15 protein-coding genes are annotated in these 17,778 nt (G+C 32.8%); 9 read left to right on the plus strand and 6 right to left on the minus strand.

What is annotated here, in order from left to right:
• The first annotated feature begins 144 nt into the window (after window positions 1-144).
• The 5 genes from IC221_RS23305 to IC221_RS23325 all read left to right on the plus strand — a co-directional run bounded on the left by IC221_RS23305 (window position 145) and on the right by IC221_RS23325 (window position 5,763).
• Window positions 145-1,557, plus strand: coding sequence for a sulfatase (locus IC221_RS23305; protein ID WP_188171253.1), 1,413 nt, complete (start codon window positions 145-147; stop codon window positions 1,555-1,557).
• Between the two features lie 197 nt (window positions 1,558-1,754).
• Window positions 1,755-2,189, plus strand: coding sequence for a hypothetical protein (locus IC221_RS23310; RefSeq protein WP_188171254.1), 435 nt, complete (start codon window positions 1,755-1,757; stop codon window positions 2,187-2,189).
• 136 nt (window positions 2,190-2,325) lie between these two features.
• A complete protein-coding gene (locus IC221_RS23315; protein ID WP_188171255.1) occupies window positions 2,326-2,808 on the plus strand; it encodes a GNAT family N-acetyltransferase in 483 nt (160 codons plus the stop codon).
• Window positions 2,809-2,935: 127 nt separating this feature from the next.
• Window positions 2,936-3,220 (plus strand): hypothetical protein, encoded by a 285-nt coding sequence (locus tag IC221_RS23320; RefSeq protein ID WP_188171256.1) that lies wholly within the window; start codon window positions 2,936-2,938, stop codon window positions 3,218-3,220.
• 1,289 nt (window positions 3,221-4,509) lie between these two features.
• Window positions 4,510-5,763, plus strand: a complete 1,254-nt coding sequence (locus IC221_RS23325; RefSeq protein WP_188171257.1) for a cystathionine gamma-synthase family protein — start codon at window positions 4,510-4,512, stop codon at window positions 5,761-5,763.
• Between the two features lie 209 nt (window positions 5,764-5,972).
• Here IC221_RS23325 and IC221_RS23330 read toward each other — a convergent pair whose 3' ends face one another.
• Together IC221_RS23330 and IC221_RS23335 are read right to left on the minus strand one after the other, a co-directional pair.
• Complete coding sequence (locus tag IC221_RS23330; protein ID WP_188171258.1) at window positions 5,973-6,197, minus strand: hypothetical protein; 225 nt, start codon at window positions 6,195-6,197, stop codon at window positions 5,973-5,975.
• Between the two features lie 111 nt (window positions 6,198-6,308).
• Window positions 6,309-6,608, minus strand: a complete 300-nt coding sequence (locus tag IC221_RS23335; RefSeq protein WP_188171259.1) for a T9SS type A sorting domain-containing protein — start codon at window positions 6,606-6,608, stop codon at window positions 6,309-6,311.
• A gap of 497 nt (window positions 6,609-7,105) precedes the next feature.
• Between IC221_RS23335 and IC221_RS23340 the strand changes: the two genes are divergently transcribed.
• Both IC221_RS23340 and IC221_RS23345 read left to right on the plus strand, forming a co-directional pair.
• Window positions 7,106-7,996 (plus strand): family 16 glycosylhydrolase, encoded by an 891-nt coding sequence (locus IC221_RS23340; RefSeq protein ID WP_188171260.1) that lies wholly within the window; start codon window positions 7,106-7,108, stop codon window positions 7,994-7,996.
• A gap of 133 nt (window positions 7,997-8,129) precedes the next feature.
• Window positions 8,130-9,899 (plus strand): DUF5060 domain-containing protein, encoded by a 1,770-nt coding sequence (locus IC221_RS23345; RefSeq protein ID WP_188171261.1) that lies wholly within the window; start codon window positions 8,130-8,132, stop codon window positions 9,897-9,899.
• Window positions 9,900-9,974: 75 nt separating this feature from the next.
• On the opposite strand, the gene IC221_RS23350 is transcribed toward IC221_RS23345, so the two are convergent.
• From IC221_RS23350 to IC221_RS23365, 4 genes are all read right to left on the minus strand, one after another.
• Complete coding sequence (locus IC221_RS23350) at window positions 9,975-11,516, minus strand: SDR family oxidoreductase (protein WP_188171262.1); 1,542 nt, start codon at window positions 11,514-11,516, stop codon at window positions 9,975-9,977.
• Window positions 11,517-11,641: 125 nt separating this feature from the next.
• Window positions 11,642-12,235, minus strand: a complete 594-nt coding sequence (locus IC221_RS23355; RefSeq protein WP_188171263.1) for a GNAT family N-acetyltransferase — start codon at window positions 12,233-12,235, stop codon at window positions 11,642-11,644.
• A gap of 147 nt (window positions 12,236-12,382) precedes the next feature.
• On the minus strand, window positions 12,383-12,553 hold the full coding sequence (locus IC221_RS23360; RefSeq protein WP_156152462.1) for a hypothetical protein: 171 nt from the start codon (window positions 12,551-12,553) through the stop codon (window positions 12,383-12,385).
• A 692-nt stretch (window positions 12,554-13,245) separates the two neighbouring features.
• Window positions 13,246-13,680, minus strand: coding sequence for a hypothetical protein (locus IC221_RS23365; protein WP_044209801.1), 435 nt, complete (start codon window positions 13,678-13,680; stop codon window positions 13,246-13,248).
• Between the two features lie 184 nt (window positions 13,681-13,864).
• Between IC221_RS23365 and sbcB the strand changes: the two genes are divergently transcribed.
• Complete coding sequence (gene sbcB, locus IC221_RS23370) at window positions 13,865-15,328, plus strand: exodeoxyribonuclease I (protein WP_188171264.1); 1,464 nt, start codon at window positions 13,865-13,867, stop codon at window positions 15,326-15,328.
• Window positions 15,328-17,121 carry a hypothetical protein gene (locus tag IC221_RS23375; RefSeq protein WP_188171265.1) on the plus strand — a complete coding sequence of 598 codons (1,794 nt, stop codon included), beginning with the start codon at window positions 15,328-15,330 and terminating at the stop codon, window positions 17,119-17,121. Before sbcB ends, IC221_RS23375 begins: the two co-directional genes overlap by 1 nt.
• Window positions 17,122-17,778 lie beyond the last annotated feature (657 nt).

The raw sequence follows: 17,778 nt of genomic DNA on the forward strand, positions 1-17,778 counted from the left end.
ACAACACTAAAAAACGTATTAATAGTGGTTCTATTGAAAGTTTTTTGAAGGAAGTAATCGCAAAATATTGAATAGAATTAGTATTAGATAATTTTGAATTTGTACTGATAATAAATTAAGTGGCACTTAACCTCAATATTACTTATGCACCGATCTTCTATACTATTACTTTTTTTAAGCGTTTTCACGCTTCAACTATGGGCAAATGAACCACCTAAAGACAAAAAAACAAATGTAATCATCATTATCTCTGACGATCAAGGTTGGGGTGATGCAGGTTTCAATGGTTCAGATATTCCAACACCTAATCTAGATGCCTTGGCAAAAGAGGGAGTTTCTTTCTCTCAAGGCTATGCAAGTCATCCTTACTGTAGCCCTAGTAGAGCGGGTTTACTAAGTGGAAGATATCAGCAGCGATTTGGACACGAAAATAACATGCCTTACAATAATCCAACAGAAGATGATGGATTACCATTGGATGAAATTATGTTGTCTGAACATTTAAAGACGCAAGGATACACTACATGTGCAATAGGTAAATGGCACTTGGGTGATCACGAAAAATTTTGGCCTAACAAAAGAGGCTTTGATGATTGGTACGGCTTCTACGGAGGAGGATCAGACTATTGGGGAAAACCTAAAAAAGGTGACCCGATGAGAGGCGTATTAAGAGACGGTAAAATTGTTCCACAAGAAGAACTTACGTATCTCACGGATGATTTTACTAAAGCAGCAACTGAATATATTGGAGAGTATGCTAAGGAAGAAAAACCTTTCTTTATGTATTTAGCCTATAATGCTCCCCACGCTCCTATTCAAGCCCCTAAAAAATATTATAAAGATGTTGCTCACATTGAAGACGGAGAAAGAGCAGCGTATGCAGGTTTAGTAGTAGGCATGGATCATGGTCTTGGTCAAGTCATTGCCAAACTAAAAGAAGAAGGAATTTATGAGAATACATTAATTGTATTTTATAGTGATAACGGAGGGCATACCCATGGAGCAAGTAGTTATCCTTACAGAGGACACAAAGGGATGTTATTTGAAGGAGGAATTCGAGTACCATTTGTGATTTCATGGCCTCAAGGTTTAAAAGGAGGAAAACGCTACGAAGAGTGCATCACAGCTTTAGATATTTTTCCAACGGCATTAGCGGCTACCAATACAGCATTGCCAAGTAAAGAATTGGATGGCGTGAACCTCTTACCTTATCTCAAAGGAAAGAAAAAAGGACAGCCACATGAGACACTTTATTGGAGATACTCTGATGGGGCAGGTTATGCTGTTAGACATGGAAATTACAAATTGGTTTATTCAGGTTATAAGTTAGAAAGCTTCTTATTTGATATGGAAAATGATCCTTTAGAACGAAATAATTTGGCAGAAGAAAAACCTGAAATTGTAAAGCAATTAAAAGAATTATATACCAACTGGACCTCAGGAACAGTGAAGGCAAAGTGGCAAGATCCACACGCAGCAAACGTTTTAAAAGAAGAGAAAAAACGTCAACACTTTATTGATAAAGCGAGTGCTGGAGAAAAGAAAAAAGACATTTAAAATATTTGGACTGAATACGTAATCTTATAATCAATAGCTGAAAATGCTTAACGATAACATTTCGAAATATTTGCGATATATAAGTTAGATTGAAGAGCCGTTACTGTTTATGTAGCGGCTTCTTTTTTTATAGAATCTGGATAATATTTTAAAAACAATTTCCAATTTGCTGAAGTTAGTTCTATAAAAAAGAAACTATGCTTTTAGAGACCACATTTGGAAAAACAGTTCGCTATCATCAGTCAAGAGGCATTGTTGGGAAAAAGTTTTCATTAATAAAAATTCTCAAGTTAGGAGGAAGTACATCTCCACGCTTTTACATTCGATCAAGTAATTTAAATATCGGCTTTGATGTAGAATCACAATCTGAATTAGATTCGGCAATAATTGAGCTTAGAGAGAAAGGAGTTTTAATTCACATCAATGTTAAGGTTCGAAACTTCGAATGGATTATTCCTTATTACCGTTTAGTTTTATATCATACAGATAAGGTTTTAAGTTTACATAGCCAAGGCTTCTTTCTTCAATTTGAACAAAAGAAAACCAGTAGACAGCATACCGATTTCGTAAAGAAACTCATTGACCAAAAACAGGACTTCAGAAGCGATTTTTCATTTATTGATGATCTCTAAACCTTTGTGAGAGAATATTAATCACTAAAAATGGAGTATTAAAATATCTTAACTCTGATTTTTGTTATTTTTCTTCAATGTCATACTTTACTATCTTTGTATGTTTTTTAAAATTATTACCTAAACGAATATTCAAATGAATTTACTATTAGAGAAGACAGACAAGATTCGTTTAATCCAAGAAGGCAGTAAGCTACCATATGACCTTCTTTTATTAGCAGATGAAACTATCGAAGCGATTGACAAATATATCCATGACTCTGAAATTTATATTTACCAAAGAGAAAATGAAACGTTAGGTGTTTACGCTTTACAAATGTTCGATGGAGAGTCTATTGAAATTAAAAATATAGCTGTATCAAAAACATGTCAAGGTGAAGGAATAGGCCAAAGAATGTTATTGAATGCTATGGAACAGGCCAAGGATAGAGGCTTTAAATACATTTTAATTGGTACTTCAAATGCTGCTTTCAGACAATTATATATTTACCAAAAAGTAGGTTTTGAAATCTATGAGGTTAAAAAAGATTTTTATACAAAAAATTACAGTCAGCAGTTGATCGAAAACGGTTTACCGCTTAATCATATGCTTGTTTTAAGAAAGCAATTAAATGATTAGTAAAAAAAATATCAGAAAAGGGTTCTTGCTTAACAGAAAGTAAGAACCCTTTTTTATGTCCGTATACAATTCTCAGCAATAAGTTTCGTTATCTTTGTAAATGATAAATTTTTGTTGAAAAATTCATATGAGACTAATAACAATAATCTTCTTACTATTAGCTACATCAGCTTCGTATGCACAAATAGGCATTGGTGATACGGTAACAGTAGCAAAATCAAAATATAAGTACATAGTGACATATATTTCTGTAACAACTCACAATAAAATTGCTTATGAATTACTCAATCTTAAGAATGATAAAATGAGATGGGTGCTTGATGAGGAATTGGAATATCAGCGTAAGCATACATTGAAAAGTAAGGTGTATCGTAAAGGGGAAGAAGAAGAATTTGAGAATTTTATTCAATAATTGTTCGGTTTAATAATCGATTTCTAAACCATTCTTGTTCTGTAAATTAAGGATTTACTAGATTACACTTATCACTTTCTTCTCATTGCTACCCCCACTTATCTATACCCCAAATCAAAAACGCCTCAACATTCAACGATTACTGTAAATCAAGGTCACTATTTCCGACCAAAAGTTTTCTACAAAATATTAAAAAAAAGATAGAGAAATAAAAAAAGGACTCCAGCAAAACTGTGTCCTTTTCATTCTATAAACTAAACTAACAAACAAACTTCCAACTAAATATTTTTAATCAACTTTTTGTGTTGATGTTGTGTTCTTTATTGATACTTCAAATAAATACTATTTAAACTTGTTAACCAAAATTGAGAATCATAAATAACCACATTATTAGAATAGTGATATTATTAAATTTAAATTTTTATAAAAAGCGTTATTCATACGCTAATATTATGTGGAAATGCATTAAAAAAAAATTCCCCAATCTGTTTTAAACAGAGAGGGGACTCATTATTAATTGGGGGATACTAATGGCATCCCTATTGGAATACACTACAAACTTATATTGATTGTTTGATATCAATATAAATAAAGGTTGTATTTTTTTGAAGACAACCATTTCTTTTATAAATCCAACTTCACTGTATTAATCTCCAAAAATCTTACTAAAACAAGTTACTATTTTTTGTGAGTTTATCTTCTTTTTGGAGAAAACAAACATGTAAATAACATTACACAATACTCTTGATATTTTTTATTTTATCATGAATTTTTAATTTTTATTCTTCAGAAATCACTCAAAATAGTGTTATGTCAACTTTATTCGCATTTCAATTTATTTTTATTGTAAAAGTGACGTTTTATCTTATTTTATATATTATATAATACTTATTACAAATGATATATCTAATTTGTCTATTATTTGAAGGTTGAATATTGCACAATGTTATGAGGTTTATTTGTTTTACAACGATTTGTTTGTGTTGTACTTGTTAAGATGAACTTAATTTCAAATACATGATTTTTGTTATTTTTTTTTAATTTATTGTTAGAGTCAATTGGATTAAACTGTTATTTATACACCACTAATTGTGTTATCACTCCCTGAGTAAAACCTACTAAAATCACTTTTCTTGTAGAAGTACATTATATTTCCCTTAAAAGATAATATTTTATGTTTAGTGTTAAACTAAAATAATGGATTGTTTTTGCTGATTTTATCTATAATTCTGTTTTTTTAATTATTTTGCTTCAAAAGCACACATAAACATAACTTATTATTCTAGACTATGCCACACAAGTATCATCCAGAGTCATTAATGATGACGCATGGATATAAACCAGAATTATCAGAGGGAGCTGTAAAAACTCCTATTTTTCAAACTTCCACTTTTGTTTTCAAAACAGCCGAAGAAGGGAAAGCATTTTTTGAAATAGCATATGGTTTAAGGGAAAAAGGACAAGATGAGAACCTTGGATTGATTTATAGTAGAATCAACAATCCAAACTTAGAAATTTTGGAAGACAGACTCTGTCTTTGGGACCAAGCAGATGATTGTGCTGTTTTCGAAAGTGGAATGAGTGCCATCAGTTCTGTTTTATTGGAGTTTTTAAAGCCAGGTGATTTACTATTATATAGTGCACCGACTTATGGAGGGACAGATCATTTTATTCATGATTTATTGAAAAAGATTGGTGTTCATAGCATTGCTTTCAGACCCGAACACACTAAAAGTGATCTCTTGGAGATGATTGACTCGTCGGGTCTGGCAGATCGATTATCATTGATTTATGTTGAAACACCAGCAAACCCGACCAATGATTTATTTGATATCTCGCTTTGTGTTGAGGTGGCTGACCTATATAACAGTAAATTTGTGGATAAAAAAGTATTCGTAGGTGTTGATAATACTTATATGGGACCAATTTGGTCGCAGCCGCTTACTTTGGGAGCAGATATAGTGATGTATTCTGCTACAAAATATATTGGAGGTCATAGTGATTTGATAGCGGGAGCTGTTCTCGGTAACACTGAAGTGATGCAGAGGGTAAAAACGCTAAGAACTTTCCTTGGGAATATGGTTTCCCCTCATACCGCATGGTTGATGTTACGTTCATTGGAAACCTTAAAGATAAGAATGGAAGCTCAGCTGAAAAATGCAGAGAAAGTTGCAGACTATTTGTTTAAACATCCAAAAGTCGAAAAAGTACATTATTTAGGTTGTATTCCTCAAGACTCTAAAGCCTATCAGTTATTCAAAAAGCAATACTCGGCAGCAGGGGCTATGGTGTCTTTTGATATCAAAGGAGGGGAGAAAGAAGCTTTCAAGTTCTTAAACCAACTGAAGTTAATGAAGCTGGCAGTTAGTTTAGGTAGTACCGAAAGTTTGGCGCAACACCCTGCAAGTATGACACATATCGGAATTGATGAAGAAGAAAAGAAAACTTTCGGCATCTTACCGAGTCTAATCCGTTTGTCAATTGGAGTAGAAAACGCAGAAGATATTATTTGGGATATTGAACAAGCCCTAGAAGTAGTATAAAGCATTTAGAAACAAGACGACTTCTATCATCTTTAAGGCATAAATGACGTTTGTATTTAATATGCCAAATAAAAGAGTGTTTCGTACACCTTCCATACTCGGACAGTGCATGAAACACTTTTTATATTAACGGAATTAATATATTCAACCTTCTAGTCAACATATCAATTCCGAAACTTTATCATTACATCATTTTTCAAACCAAGAAATTATTCTTGATCCTCTTTGCGAGAAATGTCTGATTTGATAGAACGATGATTTTCTAAATCACTTTTTTCTTTCTTTTTGGTTTTACGTTCTTCCTTTCTTTCATTGAAAAGTTCAACCGTTGTTTTTCCTTCTTTTTCAGCTAACGTTGTTTGTATATTCAATCCTTGAGCTTTCACATTAAAACTCAACAGGAAAAGAAATATGATTGAAATTGAAATCTTCATAGGTATTAAAATTAAGTTGATCTGTTAGAGTGATTCAAATATAATTTAATAACATTTGTAAAACTTAATTTTTAAGAAAAGAACACGTTTTTGTATTTTATTAAATAAGAATTAGACCTTTTCGAACCTTGGATATACTAAAATTTTAGATTTAAGTTCTCCATCATCGTACTTTAAGGCCATTTGATAAACGCCTTTTCCCCACTTATTGAAATAGATTTTAGTCGGTCCTTTGTATTCTTTTTGGAGTAAAACCTCACCACTTTCATTCATTATTTCAATAAGGTAATTGGATGATTTTTTTGGTGTAGATACAGTAACATATTCATATACTAGGGTAGGATATATCTTCCATTCCTTTTGAGACGAAACAGTTTTTTTAATATAGTTGAGAGCTTTGGTAAAGAGCATTGGATGATTTTTGTTTATTTACAATTTGCAATAACGCCTTAAATAAAATGAAAATAAAAGTTTCCCAACATTTTTTTGATTTTACCTAGGATGAATTGATGATTTACTTTGAATAGTACAATAGGGGTAGTTGTAACTTTTTGTCACTTCATTATTTTGCACAATAAAATACTATTCAGTCAAGAGTTGTACAATGAAAATTTCTCTAAGAGTAAAAATACAGTAATCTATTCTGAATTACTTTTTCTTTTTTACAGAATATTATGGTATAGAGTAGAAGCTTTTTTCCTTTACAGCATAATCTTGAAACTTCATAGATGGGTGCCATAAGCTCGTGAAAAAGTCGGTGAATTGGCGATAACTGTCATATAATATTGAAAAAACAAAGCTCAGAAAAATTACCCCCTCAACTTGCAGAAGTTTTTCGCTTACAATAGTACAAAAGCCCAGTAAATTGCTTCAGAGATGAAGGAATAATTTACTTAAACTTTGTATGTATGAGATCTAAATTCTTTTTAATAGGTATAACAATTTTATACTTTTCAATAGGAGGGCTTTTAGCACAAGACCTTACTATTCCACCGAAAAATTATGTTGATACTGTAGATGTCAACTTAATCGTAAAACGAACTTCTGATAAGCTTCCATTATCTGATCAAAACAATGAAGGAGAGTGGAAATTATTGAAAAAGTATTCAGATGAATTTGAGAAATCAAAAATCAACGAAAAAATTTGGCATCCAAATAATCCAAAATGGAAAGGAAGAAAACCTACCTACTTTCATGGTTCAAATGTAACTTTCGAAAATGGAGAGGCTGTTTTTAAAGTAAATAAACATAACGAAGGAGACTTACCAGAGGGTTTTACTCACTCTTCAGGTTTTATTAAAAGTAAAAATAAATTTTTATACGGCTATTTTGAAGCAGAGATGAAATTGATGGATGCACCTTGGGTTTCTGGCTTTTGGATGACCAATGTCAGCAAAGATTGGTGGACAGAAATCGATATTTGTGAAAATGCTCCTGGATTATCGTATAACAGAAATGATCTAAACTCTAATATCCATGTTTTCAGAGCTCCTGAAGATCAGGGTAATGTAAAGAAACATTTCTCAAGAACTAAAAAATACTATATCCCTTTTGAATTACAAAAAGACTATCATGTATGGGGTTTGGAATGGACGGAAGAGTACATTCGATTCTACATTGATGGTGTCTTATTTAGAGAAGCTAAAAATACACACTGGCATCAGCCACTTGAAGTGAATTTTAATAACGAATCCAATAAATGGTTTGGAGCACTTCCTGATGATAACCGATTAGATGGAGAATTTCATGTGAAATATTTCAGAGTTTGGGAAAAGAAGGAAATCTCCAACGGAAAGTAAGGGAGCAAATGTAAACGAGTAATTCAAGTCTTTTTTAATCCTGTTGTCATCAGCACAACCTGAGTTGAAGAGTGAAAAAAAAGAGCTACTCGTTTACAATTGTACTATTACTTCACAAATAAATTTCTATGAAATGAAACGACTGCTAATTTTTTTAATCACATTAATGTGTTTTCAACAGCTGAAAGCGCAACAAATCAATGGAGAACTCAAAGTATGGCATACTGTAACCCTTACATTTGACGGACCAGAAACTCACGAACTAGCTCCTGAAAATCCCTTTCTAGACTACAGACTCGATGTGACATTTACCAATGGCGATGAAAAATTTGTCATTCCAGGTTTTTATGCTGCCGATGGAAATGCTGCAGAGACAAGTGCAGATAAAGGAAATAAATGGAGTGTACGCTTTGCACCTAACAAAACAGGTAAATGGTCTTACCAAGCATCTTTTGTGAAAGGAAAAAACATCGCAATTGCTAACGAAATCTCAAAAGGTGAAAAGATTTCGCCTGATGGAATTGCTGGTACTTTTGATGTTTCACCTACCGATAAAACAGGTTTAGATTTAAGGGGAAAAGGTAGACTGAAACCAACAGATACACATTATTTGCAGTTCGAAGGTACCAAAGAATATTTTATTAAAGGAGGAGCAAACAGCCCTGAAGACCTTTTGGGGTACCATGAATTTGATGGAACCCCTAAGAAACACAAGTTTGAAAAACACATACCCGAATGGCAGGAGGGAGATCTAACTTGGCAAAATGGTAAAGGAAAAGGGATTGTTGGAGGGATGAATTATCTTTCTTCAACAGGTATTAATACGGTTTACTTCCTTACAATGAATGTAATGGGCGATGGTAAAAACGTTTGGCCTTGGACAGAAGAACACGAACGTTACCGTTTTGATGTCAGTAAGTTGGAACAATGGGAACTTCTTTTTTCTCATATGGATAAAGTAGGGCTAGTCAAGCATGTTATCACGCAAGAGACCGAAAATGAAAACCTTTTGGATATTGGATACACAGGAATTCAAAGAAAACTATATTATAGAGAGTTAGTTGCACGCTTTGCCCATCACCCTGGAATAGTTTGGAATATGGGAGAAGAAAATGGGATCACTACTTGGTCTCCAGTAGGGCAAACTACAAAAATGAGAATTGCGATGATTGAATATATGAAAGCATTGGAACCTTACGGAAATATGGTCGCTATTCATACTTTGCCCAATCAAAAGGATCATGAAAATACGGTAAAGCCACTATTGGGTAACCCATCATTAGACGGTATTTCATTTCAAATTCACAACCTTCACCATACTTACGAAACAACATTGCATTGGAGAGATGCTTCTGAAGAGGCAGGTAAAAAATGGGTGATTTGGTTAGATGAAATTGGTCCTGCTAAAAAAGGAGTACTTCCTGATGATTACCCAAGTCAACAAGATACGGTTAGGAAAGATGTAATATGGGCCAACCTTATGGCCGGAGGTGCTGGTATAGAACATTATTTTGGTTATAAATATCCAAACAATGACCTTAATTGTGAAGATTGGCATACAAGAGACCGCATTTGGAAAATGACTTTTTATGCAACAGATTTCTTCCAAAAATACTTGCCATTTACTGAGATGAAGGCGGATAATTCACTTGTGGATGTGAAGAGGAGCTATACTTTCGCAAAAGAAGGTGATACTTATTGTATTTATTTAAAAGAAGGAGGACAACCTACTTTAAATCTAGAAGGATATACCGGTAAGTTTAGTGTTCATTGGTATAACCCCAGAACCGGAGGGACTTTGATGAAAACAAAAATTAAGGTGGTAAATGCGGGTAATAAAGTAATTTTAGGACCTTCGCCTACTTTTGATGAAGATTGGGTAGTTTTAGTTCGTAAACTTTAATAAAACTGCTACTTAAGAAAAAACAGCCTTTCAAAATCTTAAAGACTTGAAAGGCTGTTTTTGTATAGTATATGATTACCAATCAATCGGGAAATAATCTTTCAAGAATTGACCAGACCAATGCTTACCGGTATTAATACCATCAATTAATGGATCTAATACTCTAGCAGCACCATCCACAATATCTAATGGAGGTTGGAAATCATGTTCTTCCTGTTTCTTAGCAGAGATATGAGCAGGGTCCTCATCCGTTACCCAACCCGTATCCACGGCATTCATATAAATACCATCTTTTGCTAAAGTACTAGCAGAAGTGTGCGTTAACATGTTCAATGCAGCCTTCGCCATATTGGTGTGAGGGTGTCTATCTTCTTTATGGAAACGGTGGAATTTTCCTTCCATAGCAGAAACATTTATAATATGTTTTTTACCAGTGTAATCTTTCTGCATCACCTTCGCTAATCTATTACATAGTACAAACGGGGCAATAGAGTTGACTAATTGTACCTCAACCATCTCAGGAGTTTCAATCTCACCGATTCTCAATCTCCAGCTGTTGGTTTTACGCAGATCCACTTGTTGTAAATCCACATCCAATTTACCTTCAGGGAATACCTCTTTCGTCTGAATAGAGTTGTCAAAACTGTAAGGAATCTGGGAAAGTTTCGCCGAAGCTCTAATCCCAATACCAGCCTCAGTTGTACTCCATTTTACAGGAAGTCTTCTATTTTTTGCACTTGAACTGCTGTCAGATAAGTCTAATAACTGTTCAACACAGTATTGATGCTCTGAAAGTAAGTGTTGTGTATCTTTATCTAATAAAGCAAAAGGTTTTTCTTCGTCTTCCATCATATGAGCATAGAAGCCAGAAGGGCGTCTTACAGTTTGAGCAGCATTATTTATCAAAATATCTAGACGTCCATATTTCTGCTCTATATAATTACAGAAAATCTCAACACTAGGAATATGTCTTAAATCTAAACCGTGAATCTTCAAACGATCTTTCCAAACATGGTAATCTTCCTCTTTAGAAAAACGCTTTGCAGAATCAACAGGGAAACGTGTAGTAGCAACAACAGTAGCACCTGAACGAAGAAGAATCAATGTAATATGATAACCGATTTTCAAACGAGAACCCGTCACTACAGCAATTTGTCCAGTTAGATCAGCCGTTTGAAATCTTTTGGCATAGTTGAAATCACCACATTCAGGACACATCTGATCATAAAAATGATGCAGTTTTGTATATTCCTTCTTACAGACATAGCAATTTCTGTAAGACTCTAACTCAGGCATATCTGTAGGTAGATCCTGTTCTTCTAGAATTTTAGGAGCAATGAAAATATGATTTTCTCTAGCACTTCTAATTCCAGTGAATTTTCGAGCATGTCTGTCTTTTTCCTGCTGCTTACGTTTTGCAGCTTTCTTTTTATCTTTTCTTCTCTTTTCAAACTCCTCTCTACTAGGACGTGTCAATTGTCCTGCAGCTTTCATCAAAGCAACACGCTTTTCTTCTGGTAATTCAAATAGAATAGTAGTATCTTCAAGAATATCTTCTAAAATAGAAGTACACTTTTCGATTTCTTCAAAACTTAATTTTTTCTTCTCTTCCTCCATAATGCTTTCACTTCTAAAAAAATACCGCCAAATATAAGGATTTCCACTAAATATCTTGATTCAATTAAAGTATGCTTGGAAAAGAAATTCTAAATTTTAATGAACAGGCAGATAACTTTATACATTTATTGATTCAGTCGATAAGATAATGCTGTTTTGACAACATTCCATTCTGAATTGAGAATAGAGAAAACAACTGTATCTCGTAAGTTTCCAACTTTATCGATCGTATGGTTTCTTAATATTCCATCTTGTTTAGCCCCTAAGTTAGCGATTGCTCTTCTTGATTTTTGATTATGGAAGTGGGTCCTAAGTTCTACAGCAATGCATTTTAAATTTTCAAAGGCATATTGAAGCAATAATAATTTACATTCTGTATTTACTGCCGTCCTTTGAAATGATTTAGCATACCATGTAGAGCCAATTTCAACTCTTTTTACTTTGGAATTGGCATTTAAAAATCGAGTAGAACCTATGATTTTTTGAGTTTTATTGTGTAGAACCACAAAAGGTAGACTACTGTCTTCTTTATATTGTTGGAATGCAGTTTCGATATAATTATCTATTTCGTTTTCCGAGGGTACAGTTGTGTACCAAAGTTCCCATAATTTTCCGTCTTTTGCTGCTTCTACTAGACGATCACGATGTTTCAATGAAAGAGGAAGAAGCGTAACAGTATCACCTTGAAGCGTTGTCTCATTTAACCATTTAGTTTCCATTAATTCTTTAATTTAGTTGAAAATGGAAATTAAAGAATAATACATCAAAAACGAGAAAATTTAGCTCGGTATTTTAATTAGAGATTAAATATTACAGGGTTTATTGATGCTCAACTTTCTCGTTTTTCAACTGAATGAAGATGACAATTAAACCTTACTTAGGAAGTTTAATTGTTGAATACTCGATGCAATATGCCCTGACCTCACCAGCATTGTTTTCGCTTTTTTTAAGATCGTTTTTACTGTGTCGGTAGGTCTACAAATTACGGCTAGTATCCCTTCTTTCTGGGCCACTGTGTATTTTACTTTAGCAATCATGATAGGTGTTGTTTAGGATAGTGGATGATTAATGAATTCAAATTTTGAATCCTTAATATGATAAATGGTCAGAAGATGTAAAGTTCTGAGTGTATTTTCGGTTATTATACACTTAATATAAGAAAATTGAAGCACTATAACGATGATATAAATTTTGATGTAGGGTTATCTAAGTTATTTCAAATTATGTCTAAAATAGTTACTTAGAGTAGTTTAAAGCTGTATTGAGTGACATTTTCTTACAGTTGAGACATTCACTTAGAATGGGAAAAAGATTTAGCTAAATTGCGTAAGGATAATGAAAGGAGAATATAGCTTACAAACTATATTTATTAAAAGTAATTAAGCATAATTTTTTTGTTATTAATAGGATACTAGAATTATATCACTTCTTTTTAGAGTGTTTGAATGACTTTAAAAAGGGTTCTAAAATGTAGAAGTAAAACATGCAAGCAGTTATTCTATTAATCGTGGTTTAAGCCACATATGCCAATTCAATTTTTTAAACTTTAAGTGCTAAATAAAATAGTAGGGGAAGAAAGGGGTAAAACTTCTTATACATTTTGAATAGTACTTACAAGAAAGGCTGGAGTTTACTTCAGCCATTTTTTTTACAAAAAAAAGACTGTTTATAGTAAAACAGTCTTTTTTGTGCGAAAACAAGATTTTCATAGGTGTCTTTTAAAGCTTGACTATTGAATCAAATCTGATTCAATTAAATTTCGGATATAGTCCGATACTTTCATGCTTTTCTTTTTGGCTTGTTCTTCCAGTGCAGCGTATTCATCTTCTGACATTCTGAAAGTAACAATCTTATTAGAACCTCCCGTTTTTCGAGGTTTTCTTCCACGATGTTGGATAGCAATGCGATATTCTTCAAGAAAATCTCTTGTTGATAATGCATAAGGTTTAACCCCGTCAACGTAAATCATTGAACCTTCCTCAGAGCCTTTCCATGAAGCTTTTCTTTTCGATGTGAAACTTTGGAAGAAAGCCTTCCTCGTTTCAAAACTTTTCGTTTCACTGGCAGGCACGTCTTTCATAAACTCTTTCATGGATTTATTAGACTCTTTGGCCTGTTTATCGACTTCTTCAAAAGGTTTTTTGTAGTAAATGTACTTTGCCATATGAGATATATTCGTATTACGTTATATACAAATAGATGATTTCTTTTTGTAATTCCAACTATTCAGCAAAAAATTCTGTGAATACATAAAAAAAAGTTTAATATTCATATCTTCACCTTAAATTATTTCAATAATTGAATACTTTTATAGCTTCGTAACACACAATAATCGAACGATAATCAATATGAATACAACTTCATTTTTCTTTTATGATTATGAGACTTTTGGAAAAGACCCCAAGAAAGATAAAATAGCCCAATTTGCTGGAATTAGAACTGATTTATCTTTTAACCCAATAGGTGATCCAATTGTTTTATATTGTAAACCATCAAAAGACTTTTTACCTGACCCAGAAGCTTGTTTAGTGACAGGGATTACTCCTCAAATTGCTGAAGCTCAAGGAGTGAGTGAGTTTGAATTTATGGGTAGGATAAAGAATGAATTAGGTCTAAAAGGAACATGTCATATTGGTTATAATAACATTCGATTTGATGATGAGTTTTCTCGTTTTGGCTTTTATAAAAACTTTATCGACCCCTATTCACATGAGTGGGCAGACCAAAATTCCAGGCTGGATTTATTAGATATAATTCGCATGACTTATGCGCTGCGTCCCGATGGAATTCAGTGGCCTACAAATGAAGACGGTTCTGTCAATTTAAAGCTTGAAAATTTATCGAAAGTCAATGGAATAGAGCATGAAAATGCACACGATGCTTTGGCTGATGTTTGGGCGACTATACATATGGCAAAATTGGTGGAAAAAGTAAACCCTAAACTATTCAATTATGCTTTTAAGTTAAGAGATAAAAAAGTTTCGCAAAAGTTAGTGGAAGATAGTATGCAAACTGTATCTCCTCTTCTTTTTGTCACTCCATTTGTTCCCTTAGTCAGCGGGCATTTATCATTCTTTGTACCTCTTTCAAAAGATTTGAAAAACAATAATGCTTACAATGGTATCGATATTTTAACTTCACCTTTGTCATTGAGAGGGTTGTCTTCTGATGAGATTAGAGAAAAGTTGTATGAAAAAGCAGAAGGTGATAATAAAATTGAGGATCGACCTGGATTAAGACAAGTAGTCATCAATAAATCATCGATGTTTGTCACTCCAAAGACATTATCTCCACAACGAGCACAAGCGTTAAACATTGATTTAGAGAAGGTGAAAAAACATCAATTAGAATTAGAAGAGTTGATGAAAGAGGATCCCAATTTTGTACGAAGAGTAAATGAAGTTTACAATACACCTTATCCAATAAATGAAGATGTTGACGGACAACTTTACGAAGGCTTCATTGATGGAAATGATAAGCGTCTTGGGGATCGAGTGACAGCTATGGGGAAAACGGATCCTAAGCATTTAAGTTTAGAATATTTTCCATTTAGGGATGACCGTTTAAAGGAGATGTTATTCCGATATAAAGGAAGGAATTTTTATGATGCACTCTCACCTGATGAGTTGAAGGTTTTTAAATCATATTGTAGAGCAAAAGTGATGGATGGTATCGGTGGAGGCACCCCATTAAATGAGTATGTTGAAAAGATTTCTGATATGATCAATTCATCAGAAAGTAATGTGGATAAAGGTATCTTGACATCTCTTTTGAAATATGCAGAACTATTAGAAAAAGAATTAAACAAATAATGAAATATTTTTTCCTTAGTTTATTTATAGTACTACTCTTTTCGCAAGGAAAAGTAAATGCACAAGTTTTTAAGTTTGAAAAACCTGGAAAATCTGAAAAAATTACAACTAAACTGCTCCCAAATGGAAATAAAAACCAAAGATGGAAGCAAGTTATTTTTAAAGATTCCAAGCCATCAAAATCAAACAGCTTAATTACAGATGCATTAATGGTTGATTTTGGAACTATTGATGAGCAGTCAAAAGAGATTAACCTTTTTTGTACGGGTGGTTTTTCAGAAGCTGAAATTGAAATCTTTTATGTGGGAGATACAGACTTTTTCTCCATAGATATTGATACTGTTCAGAATGTTTGGCAAAAATACCATGAAACGAAGTTTACCAAAAAGCCATTAAAAGATCTCAAAGTTAAAATACGTGCCAAGAATATTGAAAAAGGACAACATAAGGCATTTGTTGCTTTTAGAATAGACCAGCAACTTTACCGTGTGGCATTAAAGTCAAAAACGAAAAATGCAATACTAAACGATAGGGATGACATTAATCTTAATTTAGGTTTGGTAGAGGCTGATTCAACTGGCTTTACAGATTTTAGTTTTACCACTTTAGGGGAATTACCTTTAGAAATAGAATATACTGGAGATCCATCTTCATTTATCTTTATTATTGAAGGGGACACGATTCTCTCAAATATAAAACAAACTATTGTGCCGTCATCAGATAGTTTGGTCTTGACGTTTGCCCCTGTAGCGACAAAATTAGGGGATAAATATGGAGAACTTATATTAAAGAATAATTATGTAGAGCAACATGTTTTTATCACAAGTAGAGTAGCAAAAATTAGAGGTGATGTTTTTTGGAATGACACAACTTCTGTACTTTCAGAAAATATAGCTTTTTCTAAAGAAAGATTATATTCTCCACTTGATACAATATGGCTAGAGGCTTCCTTTTATAATGATAGTGATTATGATACTTTATTTAGAGTAGATTCATTAATTGATTTTCAGCTACCATCTTTTCTTAAATACGAATGGAATGCTACTCATCTACAGCCTCGAACTTCAGGAGCAATTAAAATTCCTTTGACTTTAGTGAAGTCTCACGATTTATCGAAAGACTTAAAAGGAAATATCAAGGTGATCGTAAAAGAGGATTCTTCTTCAATGTCACATCAATTCGTATATAAGCCTTTAGAAAAGCTGATCCAAGAAGTAGAAGGTAATATTCCTACAAAATTACAATTCACGTCTCACAAAGATACTTTTGAAATAAGAGTTCCTTATTTAAATACAGGGAAAAATGCTGTTTATCCTTCACCTCAAACTTTTATTAAAGAGTTACAATTACCAAAAGGAATTCAAATGTATTATGGTACTCCAAGGGTAAGACCATGGAGTAAAGGATATATATCTATTTATTTGACTCCTTATGATTCTATAAATTTCCATAAAACAAAAGTGGATACACTTTCTTTAAATATATATGGACTGAATACATCTACAAGCATAGAACTGATACAAGAACCATGGACAGAGATATTGAAAGATTATCTAATGGAAATTGTGCTCGGGGTGGTTTTAATTATTTTGATTGTACTCGGAATATTATCACCAAGAATTATTCAACTTCTAAAGTCTAAATATAATTCATATAAAGATGAAGTGGCTTTGAAACATAAGAAAGAGTTGTATCAAGAGATGGAAGATTTGATGAAAGAATCGTCCTTAGAGAATGTTTCTTTTAAAGAAGGCTTGGCCTTTTTGAAAAAGGAACTAAATAACAAAAGCTAGAAATAGGTTAGTTAAGTTTGGCTGAGATATAATTGAAACATAGCTTTAATGAAACCCCTTTTAAGATTTTCAGAAAAACCTTAAAAGGGGTTCTCTTATTATGTGTTTGTATGTTAGGTATTTAACTTAGAAATAAAATTACAATTCTATGAACTTAACGTGTATTTAGAAATTACCTTGAAATAAAGTTTGGAAAATTAATTCTTAATCCTACCTTTGCATCCGTCTTCAGAAGGAAGGCAGTATAAAACATGTTGTGCGAGAAGCTTTTTAAATTCTTAATTTGTTCATTTTAAGCGAATTAAATGGTGTTTAAATTAAATTTAAAATTAATTAGAAATACTATTGCAAATTAAATTTCTCTTCTTACCTTTGCACTCGCCTTTAACGAAAGGTGTTAAAAACTTCTCTTTTAAAGTGATAAATATAGAGTGTTGTAGGTTGAGAAAATCAACGAAAAAAACTTCAAAAATTTTTGAAAAAAGATTTGGAAGTTAAAATAAAAAGTTCTTACCTTTGCACTCGCTTATGGAAAGAAGCAGCGATAAACAAAAGAGTTTATCGGAATAAAAATCTGAGAAACAGATCATTGAGCAACGGCTCAAACGTTCTTTTGATGTAATGAAAAAGTAATTATAAGATCAGCGAAAGCGGATC

Origin of the sequence: Flammeovirga sp. EKP202 (assembly GCF_014534745.1) — a bacterium.
In the GTDB taxonomy this organism is placed as follows: Bacteria; Bacteroidota; Bacteroidia; order Cytophagales; family Flammeovirgaceae; genus Flammeovirga.

Coding starts and splice junctions, on each gene's coding strand:
- IC221_RS23305 (WP_188171253.1), top strand. CDS start 145: ATGCACCGATCTTCTATACTATTACTTTTTTTAAGCGTTTTCACGCTT.
- IC221_RS23310 (WP_188171254.1), top strand. CDS start 1,755: ATGCTTTTAGAGACCACATTTGGAAAAACAGTTCGCTATCATCAGTCA.
- IC221_RS23315 (WP_188171255.1), top strand. CDS start 2,326: ATGAATTTACTATTAGAGAAGACAGACAAGATTCGTTTAATCCAAGAA.
- IC221_RS23320 (WP_188171256.1), top strand. CDS start 2,936: ATGAGACTAATAACAATAATCTTCTTACTATTAGCTACATCAGCTTCG.
- IC221_RS23325 (WP_188171257.1), top strand. CDS start 4,510: ATGCCACACAAGTATCATCCAGAGTCATTAATGATGACGCATGGATAT.
- IC221_RS23330 (WP_188171258.1), bottom strand. CDS start 6,197: ATGAAGATTTCAATTTCAATCATATTTCTTTTCCTGTTGAGTTTTAAT.
- IC221_RS23335 (WP_188171259.1), bottom strand. CDS start 6,608: ATGCTCTTTACCAAAGCTCTCAACTATATTAAAAAAACTGTTTCGTCT.
- IC221_RS23340 (WP_188171260.1), top strand. CDS start 7,106: ATGAGATCTAAATTCTTTTTAATAGGTATAACAATTTTATACTTTTCA.
- IC221_RS23345 (WP_188171261.1), top strand. CDS start 8,130: ATGAAACGACTGCTAATTTTTTTAATCACATTAATGTGTTTTCAACAG.
- IC221_RS23350 (WP_188171262.1), bottom strand. CDS start 11,516: ATGGAGGAAGAGAAGAAAAAATTAAGTTTTGAAGAAATCGAAAAGTGT.
- IC221_RS23355 (WP_188171263.1), bottom strand. CDS start 12,235: ATGGAAACTAAATGGTTAAATGAGACAACGCTTCAAGGTGATACTGTT.
- IC221_RS23360 (WP_156152462.1), bottom strand. CDS start 12,553: ATGATTGCTAAAGTAAAATACACAGTGGCCCAGAAAGAAGGGATACTA.
- IC221_RS23365 (WP_044209801.1), bottom strand. CDS start 13,680: ATGGCAAAGTACATTTACTACAAAAAACCTTTTGAAGAAGTCGATAAA.
- sbcB (WP_188171264.1), top strand. CDS start 13,865: ATGAATACAACTTCATTTTTCTTTTATGATTATGAGACTTTTGGAAAA.
- IC221_RS23375 (WP_188171265.1), top strand. CDS start 15,328: ATGAAATATTTTTTCCTTAGTTTATTTATAGTACTACTCTTTTCGCAA.